The following is a 13,320-nucleotide window of genomic DNA, read 5'->3' as shown; positions in this document are numbered from 1 at the left end:
TATAGTAGACATAAAAATTAAATATTAATCCCTTATCCTATATTTCATAGTAAATTAAGATTCAACTTTCCTAGTCATATACCCCTTTTCTGCTAGGCTAACAAAGCCTAATTTACTATAAAAATGCTCCGCATCATTACCTATGGTAACATTTAGCCTTAAACTTCCTTCTCAAAAATCAGTTCATAATGTGTTGCAGATCCGTATATACCAGTTGGAGGTGCTAAAATTTGAACTAATCTCCAGCCTCTTTTTGCATTTTCCTCAATTATTTGGTGATAATCTTGCTTTGGTTTTAATTCCTTTAGTGAGAACTTCTTCAACTCTACTCTTACAAATTCATATTTATACATATAAAACCTCATTTACACCATCAATCTCTGATCTTAGTGTTTTAAAATATTCATCCATGAATTTCAGTCTTACTTTACCAATTTCTTTTGCGGTGTTTGTATATAATTTATTAGGAATTTTCTTGAATTTGATTTCGTATTCAATAAAAGGTGTGTGTTTTGATACTTCTTTTATTCTTCCATTTTCAACAGTATTAGCTTTTAGATAATCGCTAAGTGGTGTGTCTGTTGTTAATCTCTGGCCAAATTGTCCTGCTAACATAAAACTACGAGCGACCCCAGTTGCTCCTATTATATCAAGTTTATCTGAGTCAAACAGTATCTTTGCCTCTATTGTTTTTGGTTCATTTCCAGTCCTAAATCTATGAGCACTGATGCAGTGTTTTATCTTATCAATCTTTTCTTTTTCGTATTCTAGTTCTTTTAATATATCTTCAGCGATGTCACAACCTAAGACAGCATGGTCAATTTGTCCAGTTTTATCTTCGCTTTCCTCTACTCTTGCAATATCGTGTAGTAATGCTGCAGGAATGAGAATCTCTAAATCAACATTCTCCTCATCCTTTGCAATTAATACGCAAAGATTAAGAACCCTGAGCACATGATCTAAATTATGGGCTGAACAGGTTAATCTTTCCTTAACAATTTCTAAAATTTTTTTATGCTTTATATCAATATTCATATATCCTCCTCCATCATTATTATACATTTATCAAGTAATTCATATATCCATGAATTTAATTCAGTAAAACTGTAACCTAATTTATTTGCAAGTCTTACATCAAGATCAAAGGATTTTTGACCATTATACGGTCCTTCTAATCCTTCAGCCGAATAGATTGCTTTCTTGTTGGTTTTAAGTTCTACATAATCAATTACCTCTTTTAAAGAGATTGTCCCATTACTATTACCATTAATTGCTCCAGCAAACTTTTGATCTGCCATCCATGCTAGGAAGTCTCCAGCATCAGCAGAATCTATAAAACCAATTTGTTCATTGAGATTATCTAAGTTTATTGGATTGCCTTTAATAATTTGTTCAACATAAAAATAAAGTCTCTTTGTATAATCATCTTGACCAATTACATAAGGAAGACGGACAGCAACAGATTCAAATTGAGGATATATCTGAAACAAGGCACTTTCTGCTTGACGCTTTGCTTCATTATAAGGAAAGTCTTCTCTAAAGCACCATTTAAGTGGATAAGAGGTAGGATCAAATTCACTTTCAGAAGTTTGGAGATGCTGGTTCGTATAAACAGAAGCTGAAGAAGTCATTATGTATCTGCCGCATTTCAATGAATTCAGCAAACCTTTTATATCATTGGAACTATACGCAATATTATCATATACAACATCATAATAATCTCTGCCTATTGTTTCCTTCAAATTACTTGGATCATTTCTTTCAATTATAATCCTTTCAACCTTGTCACCAAATACATCCTTTGCATTACCTCTAGTAGCTATTGTCACATTGTGACCTCTAGCTAGCAGCGAGTTAACCAAATGTATTCCAAAGAATCGAGTACCACCAATAACTAATATCTTCATATTTAGCCCTCCTATTATACATACTATTCAATAACTTACTTACTCATCAATCATTTTCATAGCATCTTCTTTATCAATAGCAGTCATTTCTACCCATGCGGTTTTATATCCACACTTAACAGCATTACTTTTTGACGCAATATTGGACCACGCAGTACAATAAAATGGTACCTTCCCACGTTTAATAATCTCGTCTGTTAAAATCTTTGTAAGTGTTGATGCAACTCCTAATCGTCTATATTCAGGTAAAACATCTACGCCTATCTGCCACATTGTATCAGAGTCATTGCTTGCACCTGCCACACCTGCTATCTTTCCATCTACATATCCCACTACTGCTAACACGTCTTTTTTATCGCTGTCAGTATTATAGCCTAGTGCCATATGAAATCTATCATCTTCATATAATGCTAAAACTTCATATTCTCTAAATATTCTAACTTCAATACTTTCATTAATTAATACTTGCTTATCTAAATCAGGCAGAAAGAACTCAGCAATAAAACATACACATTTACCGTATTTTTCAAACTCTCTATTTAATACAATTAACTGCGGTGTATCAAAGGATCTATATTCAGAATGTCTACTAATAAAACCTTCCATAAACTCTTTTATTCTTTCATCCACTGAAGCAACTAGCCCTTCACCATAATAAGCCAGTGCGCAAAACAATGGTTTTTTATAACACTTTTTTCTTCCCTCATTTAGCTTTGATATTACAACAGTACTTCCTTTATTCATGAAATCAGTAGCTTTGCAGTTTAAGTCTATAGCCGACTGTTCCATCGCTATCTTCCATATGTCTTTACTATTCATATAACATTTCCTTTCCAAAAGCTTTTCATCAATTTTTCTAATGCAATTTAGGTATATTAAAACTCAATATAACTCGATTTGAAAGCTGACTTTTTCTTTATTTTTTAATAGCCACAACAGAATTTTTACTGATCCTTTAGTTACCTTCTGTCTCATTATGGTGGCAAAATAAGAAACAAGATGTATGTCGCTATGTATTATTTATCTTTTTCCTATTTACAATAAAAACCAAAAATATAATAATCTCCAACGGAGATATAACTCCACTAATAATTGCCCTAACAGGGTTACTTAATGGAAATATGCTGCGTATAAGTACATCAATAGCAAATAGACAAACAAACATTATTACAAGAAGTAATCTATTATTGATAAAAACCTTAAATTTTTCTAAGTTAAATATTATTATAGAAACAACTAGTATTGAAACAATCAATCCTAATATAAAAGAAGTAATCATATTCAATCTCCAATCTTAATCATTTTAATTCACCACTTCCAACTTCATACGGTGAACTACTATGTACATTTAGCCTAATTAATGGTAATTATATCATATTATTGTTATATATACGCCAATTTTTTAATAAATCACGAAATAATAGGCACCTCTTACCATGTCACTATTTGATTGCTAAATATCAATTTGCTATTTAAAACTTCGTTTTTTATATAATAATATCCCTATAATGCAACTTAAAAACGCCCCATAATTCAGATTTGAATGATGGAGTGTTTTAACCATATTCAGTTTTACCTACTTTAACATTAAATAAGAAGATTACATGAATCAAAAATAAATTAATTGCATATTATCTTAAAAATATTTATCATTGTGCTTTAGATAGTTTATGTGGGTATAGCAACATTAGTAAAAAACTTATACTTCCTGCAAATAATCCTGCTGTTATTGGCGCAATAATGTATGTTATCCCACCTTGTCTATCTGGTATTAAATGTTGAGCAAGTATAGAACCTACTAATGGAAATATAAACGCTGAGATCGCTGGAGTAATTATTAAAAGCCTCTTAAACTTTTTGGATATATTAAGCTTGGCCTTACAATTAGTGCATTCATAATCATTTTTTAACACCTTATCTTCTATGTTACTTTTACAAACTGGACACATAATTTTGACCATATCTCTACATCTTCATATTTTAACCATCGTTTATAACAATCCCTTTATCTCTCAAATAAATATTCTTCATGTACATCGATTTCATCTAATGAATTAACTTCATATCCCAAACAAGAAAAGCCTGATTCACAATTTAATGCCCTTTCAAATCTTAACTTTTGTTTAGGCTTTATTATCTTTAACGCCTCTTCTTTGGAAAACCATTTTACCTCAACACTTTCATCACTGGTTCTTAACTCACCAGAAATGTACTTACAAACAAAATCTATGTTTACAATTGTTGGTACTTCTTCAACACCATTATATCCCTTTTTCTTTTTAGTATTTGAATAAATACCAATAACATTAATTATCTCTACTACAACTCCTGTTTCTTCTTTAATTTCTCTAATTAACCCTTGTGGAACTGTTTCACCTGATTCAATAATTCCACCTGGATACTCCCAACCTTTACGCGGATTCCTAATAAGCAAAACTTCCTCCTTCTCATTGGTAACCACTCCCCCAGAGGCTACTATATGCGTTGGCAAAATCATAACTATATCTCCTTACTTTCTATTAATATTTATTAGGTACTGCGTCATAACTAATTGCTATAACTTGATTATTTCAAGTCATTCTATACTAAAGATAAACTCAGCTTTCTTATAACTCCTTCAGCTACTTTTATAGAATTTTGTGCTACTGTCTCAGCATTAATCTTAAATTGTTCTGAGCTGTTTTCATCTGCATTGTCTGACATTGAACGAATGACTACAAAAGGTATATTATTAACATAGCATGTATGAGCTACACTACCACTCTCCATATCAACGCATAAAGGATCAAATTGCTGAACTAAATACTCTCTTTCTTTATGAGTTATAAATGTTTCGCCAGTAATTATTCTTCCAGTATAAATCTTGTTTGTAACCGACAAAGGTCTTGCGGCCTCCATACTCAACTCTATTAATTTACTATCTGCTTTAAAATATACATCTTCCATCCGAGGATGATATTCTGTTAAAATTCCACTTGCAACATCATGATATGCAACTTCATTTGAAATAACTATATCTCCTACTTCAAGTTGACTGCTTAATGCTCCTGCAACTCCTATCATCACAATATGAGTAACTTCGAATTTATCTATCAAAATTTGTGTAGCTATTGATGCATTAACCTTACATACTCCACAAACTACTGAAACCACTTCGATTTTCTCATAAATACCTGAATAAAACTTTAGCATAGCATGTTCAATTTGTTCTCTCTCTGTTATTTTATTTATAAACCCTGCTATTTCTTTCTCACTTGGCCCTATTATCCCAATTCTCAAAATTCTCATCCCCTTATTTTCTATCAGTAATTTTCAACTATTGCATCGTAACTTATACTACTAACTCAACTACTTGAGGTTACAGAACTCTAAAACATTCTATATTTTTATTAAATATTTTATCTTCTATATGATTTAAATTATCCAATAATCCTTTGAATTGACTACAACCGCTTGTCCATCATCAATTCTTATTACTTTGCAGTTATTAGCAAGCTCATATTCCTTTGCCTTTTCCTCAAATCTATCAAACTTTGTTATAAATCTGCTATAATGAGGCAATAATTCTATAGGAGAAAATCCAAAACCTGAAAAATCTTCTAGATGAACATCCTTATTTAACTCAGGGCTATACTGAGCAATTAAATTTATATTCTTTTGCAGTACAATAGAACCTGCACTTACACCAACAACTATCTTCTCTTGAATCAATCTTTCCATAATGTCTTCACAATTTGATTTTCTCATAGAGCTCAACAAATAAAACGGATTACCGCCGTTTATTTCAATAACATCATAATTTAGAAGTAACTCTGGTTTTTCATAATCAAAATCAAAATAATCTACACTTAATCCAACTGACTTTAGCTCTCCAGTCAATCGTGGAATGTGCCAATCATTTTCCTTATATTCAGCTGAAGCAGTTGTAACTATCACTGCCTTAGAAAGAGTTTCGCAGAGTTCCTTCATTTCCCCAATAATTTTATCTGAAGACAATCCATTTGAAGTTAAGATCAACATACCATCACCCCATATATTAGAATTCTATTTTAAGACAACCATTGCTTCTTATTAATAACGTTAAAAATATAAATTTATTTCTACGTTCTATGTATGTAGACAATTATTAATTATCTGATATGTTCCAATTCCATCTAGCATTAATCGTATCCATAAATGTTTTAATTTGTTCTTCAGTTAAATTCTTTTCACCAGTTAAAATATTTGAATATGATTTAAGCTCCCAAGTTTCATCGTATGGCTTTTTAGGATCTTTCCATTTTACGCCGAATCTATAATCTGTCCCATCAATTTTACCTTGCAAAGATAATATTTCTCCATGAAGTATAAATTTACTAAGCTCCATCTTACTAAAACCTCCATATAAAACAGTCATCATCTTCTAACTTTCATATGACCTTTTTAATTACTTATTTATTTCATATATAAAGCTATCTATCCATTTATCATTTAATTGGACATGTTTCTCGATTTTTTTAACTAGTACAAATTGATTCTTTTCTAGCACTCTTTGCGATCCAATATTATCCGAAGCTGTGCCTGCTTCAATCTTTTTAAAGTTATATTCTTTAAAACCTTTATCAATAGCAATTTCCACTGCTTCTGTTGCATAACCCTTCCTATCATCATTTTCCCCAATCCTATACCCAAGTTCTGCTGTTTTAATATTTTCTCCTCTTATAGAGAAAAAATTAATTCTTCCAACCATTTTTCCTGCTTCATTTCTAATAATATGCATGTAACATTCATTTCGATTTTGCTCTTCAATTATTTCTTTTATTATTTTTTCAAATACTTCTGGCCTATAATATTCTTCTCCTCTTGATGGTAAGATTTCTTCAAAATACTCCCTATTATCTATCTCAAAACTATAAATTTCTGCTGCATTATTTTCAGATACTAGTTCTATGCTTATTCCCATTAGTTTGCTCCTTTTTTAATATACTTAAGTTAGATTGCACATCCATATTTAAATATCTTGAGCTACATAAAGATTTTTACGAATTAAGCTCACTAGTATATTCATTTTTCAGAATTGACATTACTATTAAAGATTCATAGTTTTGATCATACAAAATACATTCTCTTAATATTCCTTCCTCCACAAATCCCTCTGATTTATAAAGCCTTTGCGCTCTTTGATTTTTATATCTAACATCAAGCCATAGCCTATGGGCATGTAAGTTTTCAAAAGCAACTTTTTTAACTAATTTTAGTGTTTCTCTTCCTAATCCTTTACCTTTACTAGAGATTACAATTCTTCTAAATTCTATACTTTTATTTTTATTTGTAATACCTGCTAGAATCACATAACCAATAGGTTTATTTGTAGCTTTTTCTTCAACTATTAAATGCAGAATGTCCTCTTGAAATAATGAATCCTTATGCTGCTCTTTTGTCCATTGCCCGATATACTTAGCATTTTCAGGATTACGTTCAGAATTAACTACAAAATCCAAATCACTTTCTTTGGTATTTCTTAATATTATAAAATTCGATTTTTCATTTATCGCTTTCATACTTATCTCCATGCCCAATTTGTTTTATATAAAATTGATCTAAAGCTTTGCCAATTAAATCCAAAAACAATTTTAAAAACTCATCATGATTGTTAAAGGAAACTTTTAAAATATAAATAGCGATAATAAAACCATACATCATGATCTTACTATCGCATATCTTTAATCGTTAAATATCACTCGCATTAGGTTGCTTTCTCAGCTCAACTAAGTATAGTGAAGTACCTTGCTGATCACTAAAGTAGGCAAATCTAGAAGTTTCTGAGTCCATGAAATGATAAAACTTAACACCTCTTGATTTTAGCAATTCCACAGCTGAATCTAATTCTTTTACCTCAAGACCAATTGAAACACTATCGGACTTTACTTGCTTTGATCCATTTTCCCCATTAGGATAAATCAATAAAATTGTTAATCCTGGCACGCTTACTTGTGCCAAATGGCCTTCTATTTTGTACTGCAAGTTTAACCCAAGGGTTTCTACATAGAATTCTACTGCTTTATTAAAATCATTTACTATTATTGTTACATTGCCGCTTTTGAACATTATTATAGCCTCCTTTGTTTAACTATTTTTTTTGAATTTTATATTGGACTTATTTACCAAACTTACACTTACTAATAAAGATTTCCTAATGAATTAAACTCTTATGTAAGATTGTTTATTATACTTATAGTTTTTTAGAATCATTTATTGACCTATCTATCAATTCAATTAAATCACTACTCACATGCCAATAATATCCATTACTGTCTAACATTATTCCATTATTATCATCATTCCAAAATGAGCCTCCATAGGTGTAATTATTCTTAGTTTGTATCATTAGTTTCGTGTATCCAATATTCTTTTCTTTAGGTGGAAAGTTATTCATCTCAACTTTGTTAAGTTTCTTCATCTTAGATACTTCTTCCGATATTTCAGATATCAACTTTGGATTTGTAACAATATAATTGTTATCTTTAGTGTTTATTAATACATCCTTTAATTCACTTTTAGAAATATTGAACTGCCATATCGAAATGCGCGTCTTGAAATAATAGATAGTTCCTATAAAAACTAATGCTATAACCATTGCTATTGATACTCTTAATATTTTTTTATTTTTCACTATGTCACCCCTATTAATATTAAAAATGTTTAAACCTAACTTGACAATACCATCAAAATATTATCTAACCACATTTCTTAACAATCAGTACCTCATTTATAAAAATTAAGCCTTTAATCTAGTATCAAATTTATTTCATATGGTTCTCATTTAACTCAAATATACAAATTATAATTTTCATTACAATTGTTTTACCATAAACATTTCCATAGGCTGTTCATAATTTGGAATGTCTACAACTAGACAGCCACAATCCTTATATCCCAATTTTCTATAAAAATGCTGTGCCCCTTCATCTACTTGCGTAGAAACCATAGTCATTCCATAACCTAATTTTTTCATTTCCTCTTCCCAAGAATCCATAGCCTTTAAGCCGAAACCTTTTTTCTGATAAGGCCAATCCATAAAAATCAGTGTTAAGAATGGAGTGTTATCCCAAAACAGATTGTATCGTAGTACTCCTATTGGTTTTTCATCTTGCAAAATAACATAACCCATTTTGTCTCGAACCTTTTTCTCAAATTCTTTATCAGGCAAATGTTTATCTAGTGTATACCAAAATTCCTTATCGCTGCTTTCTACAAATCTAATATCAAACATTTTTTACCCACCTCAATATAAAATCCTACTGGACAAACATTAATCAAGAAATCTTTATGATCCAATTTCCTACAATTCTCGTCTAATTACTTGTAATTATATCATTCTAATCCAATTGGTTCCATATACTCTATAGTTTGCTTAGTTACTAACTTTTATTTTTGTCACATCTTTCAATTTTAAAGAATATTAATTGTAATTTTCATTCATTGACCCTACTGAATTTTATAATATTACAATAGAAAAACACCACAAAACTCAAATTCATGAATAATGCGGTGTCTTAATATAAATATCCTTTGGTTAGTGACTTTAATCATTAGATTGTTAACTACTAAATTTAAAAATAACACCTTAACAAAGCTTATAATATAAGTTTCATTAAATTATCTGTCTGCTCATCATCACCCAATTTGAAAATATGTGTATCAAACTTCTCAAATCCTAACTTTTCATAAAACTTTATTGCATTTATATTGTGTTCCCATACTCCAAGCCAAACATAATTTAAGTTATTTTCTCTTGCAAACTCTATTGCTTTTTGTATTAGTCGCTTGCCGATCTGCTTACCTTTACACTCTTCTAATACATAAATCCTTTGGACTTCTAAACTGTTATCATGACCTTCCTCTGTTTGTGCTTTACCAAAATTAACTTTCATATACGCAACTACTTTTTCATTATTTTCCACTATGTAAAATCTTGAAAAACTATTCTTCACTTCAGTTTCAACTTGCTCATAAGAGAAATTTTCTCTTAAATAGTTTTCCATATCTTCTTTTGAATTCTCATCAGAAAAAGTTTCGTAGAAGGTTTTTTCACCAATATATTTAATTTTTTCTGCTTCCTTTAAACCACATTCTTTTATCACGAAGTTTTCCATAAATTTTATTCCTCCATATACTCTATCGTTACTTGTTTATTGTTGATTTGTCGTTCCGTCTAGCATAATTTGATTATTAGTATTTATAAAACAGTCTGATCAACAGCTTCTTAACCACATAACTATTATCTTTTCGAAATAAGTATTAGGCCAGTTATACATAATATAACACCTGCAATGGTTGTCAAAGAAATCTTTTCCTTGTAAAGCAAAAGTCCTATTGGAATAAGTAAAAGTGCTACCATAATATTTGATAAAAGACTAGCCGAACTTATACTCCACCCTGATCTATATGCCAATAAAAATCCAAGCTCTATTCCCACCACAGCTAGTCCTAATAAACAACTTGCCCAATTTGCACCACCAAGTGATTGAATTAAGTTGGTTTTAGGTGCAAAGATAAAGAAAGCTACAATAGATACAGCTAATGCACAAGCATAAGTAACAATTAGTGCAGCAATAGGATTTAGATTTGATGGCATTGATTTTTGAAATAGATGATAACATAAGCTAGATAAAATCACCAACAAAATTGGGGCGTACTGAAATTTCACAAATATCACTCCTAACTTTTCTAATTTTTGAAGCATTATTCTAAAATAATTAAAAATCACAAGCTACTGACTCAACACTTTTTTCATTATACTTTGTTAAGCTTTAGCCTTTATTTAGGATTATAATACAATAAAAAAAGCCTAAGGAAATATTATTAAAATATCTCCCAGGCTTTTATCCTTCCGTGTACACATTTAACTGTGCGTTTTCTCTTGGACCAGCCAGTTATAAACTGCGGAACCCTAGAAAACTAAAATATATTAAGTTTTTATAATTCATAAATTGCAACTTACTAAAATTAATTTAGCATAATGCCATCTTTACGTCAACTGAATATTTTTACATATAAAAATATTCTATTTTAAAGAATCATTCTAGATTCACTTTTTCAAGAACATACTTATATTTTGATCACGTCATCTTTTTAAAATAATTTTATCTACTGCCTTTGCCTTTTAGCTAAAGGCATGCTCTTCCATAAATTAAATCCTAGTACACTGGCTATTGCTACATTGAGTACAATTGGTATGGAGACTCTCATTGCTACAAATATATTCAAATTATGATTATACTGAATCTCAGGTAAAACAACCCCAACTCCAGCTATAGAAAAGATAAAAATCAAAATATAGCTATTTAAGTGTTCCAGCTTTAACTTATTTAAAATCATGATATATGTTATGACTATAGCTAGTTTTATAAAACATAAAATCAGCATAACTCTTAGATCCCCAGCTGGATTTTCTTCAAAGCCTGGATCAACTGGAGATGAAAAAACATAGTAAAGAAAGAATTCTAAGAAGTAAAATATGCTACATAAACTTAAAAATATTGTTTTAACAAGACCATTAGTTATATTTTTCATAGATCCTCCTAAAATCAAATTGCTCTCTACGTACTCACTTTTGCATTTGAATTACAATCCTCAAAGAAAATAATCTTATATTTTCTTCACTTAGAAATGTACTTCAGCTTGTGCTATTGCTTTTTCCTTTTCATCGCAACCATAGATGTTAAAATTTTAATCAAGACGGATAATAAGAAACTTTAAATTTATCTCCCAGTTCAATTTCTATTCTTTCGGCTAGAACCACTCCTCTATTATTATGTTGCTGATAATATTTAAATAAATCCTCTGGAGTTACTTGTTTGCTTACCAACTCACTATAGTTATAAAGCCAAATTCGTATTTCTCTTCTAAGCTCATCTGATAACGACATATCATCCATGTCTACAATGCAGTCACATCGCTCACACCCTAATGGGTCAGGAGTTAGATTTGCTTGAAGTTTTAAATCAAAACTCTCTTCTTTGCATAAACATTCCATACAATCCGCCCTCTTTCGTAACTATATTCTTATAAAGACTAGTATCTTTAGATCTTTTTGAATTTCATACAAGCCTTCACTTCTTAACTCTTCGGTCTTTTAAAAATCCATTTTTCCTCAGTAGTTGCTCCTGAATTATCCCATGATGAGCACACTGCTACCACATTTACAAGCTCCCATCCATCTTGTCCTAGTCCCGGTAGAAGTGATTGTATGTCTTTGTCCCAACCATCATATGAAAAAAACCCTTTTTCCTTTGGCAAATGATAATTTTGTATTCCCACTTTTCCATATCCTTTCTCCTACTGCTTTCATCATATAATTTATAAATATAAACTTTTATCAACTTGAATTATTTTATTAAAGTGTTGTAATATACAAAATTATAACATATGCTATCTCCAAAATAATACAATTTAGTTACATTAAAACATAGTTAATAACATCGTTTTATACCAAATAAAGCTCTCTATAAAAAACACCACATAATTCAATTATGAATCATGTAGTGTTTTTATTGATATTAAATTATATACACTAATATAATTAAGATTTTATAGCTAAATATAAATCTATAGTATCAGAAAGACCAAACTTTCCTCCATTACTATCAATTGCTTCCTTTATTTCTTTTGCAAATTGTTTTCTTGTGTTCTCAGGCAAGGCTATCTGATCGCAATAAGTACTTATTAATGATACGTAGCTTTCTGAATCATATGTTAAAGTTTGATGATAGCACTTATATATCACATCTGAAAATCCATATTGTTTAATCCAATTAGCATGTTCTAGGCTTCTTTCTTTGTTATGGGGTGAAGGTGGATTCATAGATGTCAACACCTTTTTATATCCTTCATGGACCTTATCTAAACTTATCCTTGGATCAGTGTAAAAATCATTTCTATATTTATCATAGACCTTGTCCATTGCAGAAGCTACAGCTGCAAATTCCTCTTCTTGATAAAGTGAATGACTAAACTTTGCAAATGCTCCTCCGCTTTTTAAAAGCTCAAGAACTTTTGGATACCCTATTTGCGGATTTATCCATTGAAAAGCACTAGCAGAATAAATTAAATCATATGAATTATTCTCAAGGACAATACTTTCAAAATCATCATTAATAACATTGAAATTTTCAAACTCAGAGAATTTCTCTTTTGTAAACGCTGCCATCTTACTCCCTAATTCAATAGCAGTAACCTTGCAGCCACTCTTCAAGAAAGGTAATGTAGCTTGACCCGTACCAATCCCAATTTCAAGTGCATTTTTGCTGCTGTCTAAGTCTGTATATTTTATAACATCCTCAAACAACTCCTCAGCATACAATGGTCTCATTCTGTCATACTCAGACGCAACTTCGTTAAATGTAAGTCTTAAATCCATTTTTACACCTCC

21 protein-coding genes and 1 riboswitch are annotated in these 13,320 nt (G+C 30.4%); all 21 genes read right to left on the bottom strand.

Annotation, left to right across the window (positions count from 1 at the left end):
• Positions 1-158: 158 nt before the first annotated feature.
• Entirely contained in the window at positions 159-353 is a 195-nt protein-coding gene (locus tag JHL18_RS21815) for a DUF4177 domain-containing protein (RefSeq protein ID WP_200273163.1), read from the bottom strand.
• Positions 346-1,035 carry an HD domain-containing protein gene (locus JHL18_RS21810; RefSeq protein WP_200273161.1) on the bottom strand — a complete coding sequence of 230 codons (690 nt, stop codon included), beginning with the start codon at positions 1,033-1,035 and terminating at the stop codon, positions 346-348. Before JHL18_RS21810 ends, JHL18_RS21815 begins: the two co-directional genes overlap by 8 nt.
• Positions 1,032-1,907 (bottom strand): NAD-dependent epimerase/dehydratase family protein, encoded by an 876-nt coding sequence (locus JHL18_RS21805; protein ID WP_200273159.1) that lies wholly within the window; start codon positions 1,905-1,907, stop codon positions 1,032-1,034. The genes JHL18_RS21810 and JHL18_RS21805 overlap by 4 nt, the downstream gene beginning before the upstream one ends.
• Positions 1,908-1,946: 39 nt before the next feature.
• Positions 1,947-2,726: a GNAT family N-acetyltransferase gene (locus JHL18_RS21800; RefSeq protein ID WP_200273157.1), complete on the bottom strand. Its 780-nt coding sequence runs from the start codon at positions 2,724-2,726 to the stop codon at positions 1,947-1,949.
• Positions 2,727-2,916: 190 nt separating this feature from the next.
• Positions 2,917-3,186: a hypothetical protein gene (locus tag JHL18_RS21795; RefSeq protein ID WP_200273155.1), complete on the bottom strand. Its 270-nt coding sequence runs from the start codon at positions 3,184-3,186 to the stop codon at positions 2,917-2,919.
• A gap of 370 nt (positions 3,187-3,556) precedes the next feature.
• Entirely contained in the window at positions 3,557-3,868 is a 312-nt protein-coding gene (locus JHL18_RS21790; RefSeq protein ID WP_200273153.1) for a hypothetical protein, read from the bottom strand.
• Positions 3,869-3,912: 44 nt separating this feature from the next.
• Complete coding sequence (locus JHL18_RS21785) at positions 3,913-4,404, bottom strand: NUDIX domain-containing protein (RefSeq protein ID WP_200273152.1); 492 nt, start codon at positions 4,402-4,404, stop codon at positions 3,913-3,915.
• A gap of 83 nt (positions 4,405-4,487) precedes the next feature.
• Positions 4,488-5,186 (bottom strand): 5'-methylthioadenosine/adenosylhomocysteine nucleosidase, encoded by a 699-nt coding sequence (locus JHL18_RS21780; protein WP_200273150.1) that lies wholly within the window; start codon positions 5,184-5,186, stop codon positions 4,488-4,490.
• Between the two features lie 135 nt (positions 5,187-5,321).
• Positions 5,322-5,927, bottom strand: coding sequence for a Type 1 glutamine amidotransferase-like domain-containing protein (locus tag JHL18_RS21775; protein ID WP_200273148.1), 606 nt, complete (start codon positions 5,925-5,927; stop codon positions 5,322-5,324).
• Positions 5,928-6,033: 106 nt separating this feature from the next.
• Positions 6,034-6,273 (bottom strand): hypothetical protein, encoded by a 240-nt coding sequence (locus JHL18_RS21770; RefSeq protein ID WP_200273146.1) that lies wholly within the window; start codon positions 6,271-6,273, stop codon positions 6,034-6,036.
• A gap of 60 nt (positions 6,274-6,333) precedes the next feature.
• A complete protein-coding gene (locus tag JHL18_RS21765) occupies positions 6,334-6,849 on the bottom strand; it encodes a GNAT family N-acetyltransferase (protein ID WP_200273144.1) in 516 nt (171 codons plus the stop codon).
• A 76-nt stretch (positions 6,850-6,925) separates the two neighbouring features.
• On the bottom strand, positions 6,926-7,447 hold the full coding sequence (locus tag JHL18_RS21760) for a GNAT family N-acetyltransferase (protein ID WP_200273142.1): 522 nt from the start codon (positions 7,445-7,447) through the stop codon (positions 6,926-6,928).
• Between the two features lie 169 nt (positions 7,448-7,616).
• Entirely contained in the window at positions 7,617-7,994 is a 378-nt protein-coding gene (locus JHL18_RS21755; RefSeq protein WP_200273139.1) for a VOC family protein, read from the bottom strand.
• 124 nt (positions 7,995-8,118) lie between these two features.
• The gene (locus JHL18_RS21750; protein ID WP_200273137.1) at positions 8,119-8,559 is read right to left on the bottom strand and encodes a hypothetical protein; all 441 of its coding nucleotides are present in this window, start codon (positions 8,557-8,559) and stop codon (positions 8,119-8,121) included.
• Positions 8,560-8,739: 180 nt separating this feature from the next.
• Entirely contained in the window at positions 8,740-9,159 is a 420-nt protein-coding gene (locus JHL18_RS21745) for a GNAT family N-acetyltransferase (RefSeq protein ID WP_200273135.1), read from the bottom strand.
• Positions 9,160-9,523: 364 nt separating this feature from the next.
• Entirely contained in the window at positions 9,524-10,042 is a 519-nt protein-coding gene (locus tag JHL18_RS21740; protein ID WP_200273133.1) for a GNAT family N-acetyltransferase, read from the bottom strand.
• 125 nt (positions 10,043-10,167) lie between these two features.
• Positions 10,168-10,632, bottom strand: a complete 465-nt coding sequence (locus JHL18_RS21735) for an EamA family transporter (protein WP_207753089.1) — start codon at positions 10,630-10,632, stop codon at positions 10,168-10,170.
• Between the two features lie 126 nt (positions 10,633-10,758).
• Positions 10,759-10,854, bottom strand: a riboswitch (guanidine-I (ykkC/yxkD leader).
• Between the two features lie 182 nt (positions 10,855-11,036).
• Positions 11,037-11,462 carry a hypothetical protein gene (locus tag JHL18_RS21730; RefSeq protein WP_200273130.1) on the bottom strand — a complete coding sequence of 142 codons (426 nt, stop codon included), beginning with the start codon at positions 11,460-11,462 and terminating at the stop codon, positions 11,037-11,039.
• A gap of 160 nt (positions 11,463-11,622) precedes the next feature.
• Positions 11,623-11,925, bottom strand: a complete 303-nt coding sequence (locus JHL18_RS21725; protein ID WP_200273128.1) for a hypothetical protein — start codon at positions 11,923-11,925, stop codon at positions 11,623-11,625.
• A gap of 83 nt (positions 11,926-12,008) precedes the next feature.
• Positions 12,009-12,188, bottom strand: a complete 180-nt coding sequence (locus JHL18_RS21720) for a hypothetical protein (RefSeq protein ID WP_200273126.1) — start codon at positions 12,186-12,188, stop codon at positions 12,009-12,011.
• 283 nt (positions 12,189-12,471) lie between these two features.
• Positions 12,472-13,308, bottom strand: coding sequence for a class I SAM-dependent methyltransferase (locus JHL18_RS21715; protein ID WP_200273124.1), 837 nt, complete (start codon positions 13,306-13,308; stop codon positions 12,472-12,474).
• Between the last annotated feature and the right edge of the window lie 12 nt (positions 13,309-13,320).

The organism is Clostridium yunnanense (assembly GCF_016595795.1).
In the GTDB taxonomy this organism is placed as follows: domain Bacteria; phylum Bacillota; class Clostridia; order Clostridiales; family Clostridiaceae; genus Clostridium_AR; species Clostridium_AR yunnanense.
Note: the sequence above shows the minus strand (reverse complement) of the source record. Positions and strands in the feature narration are given on the sequence as shown.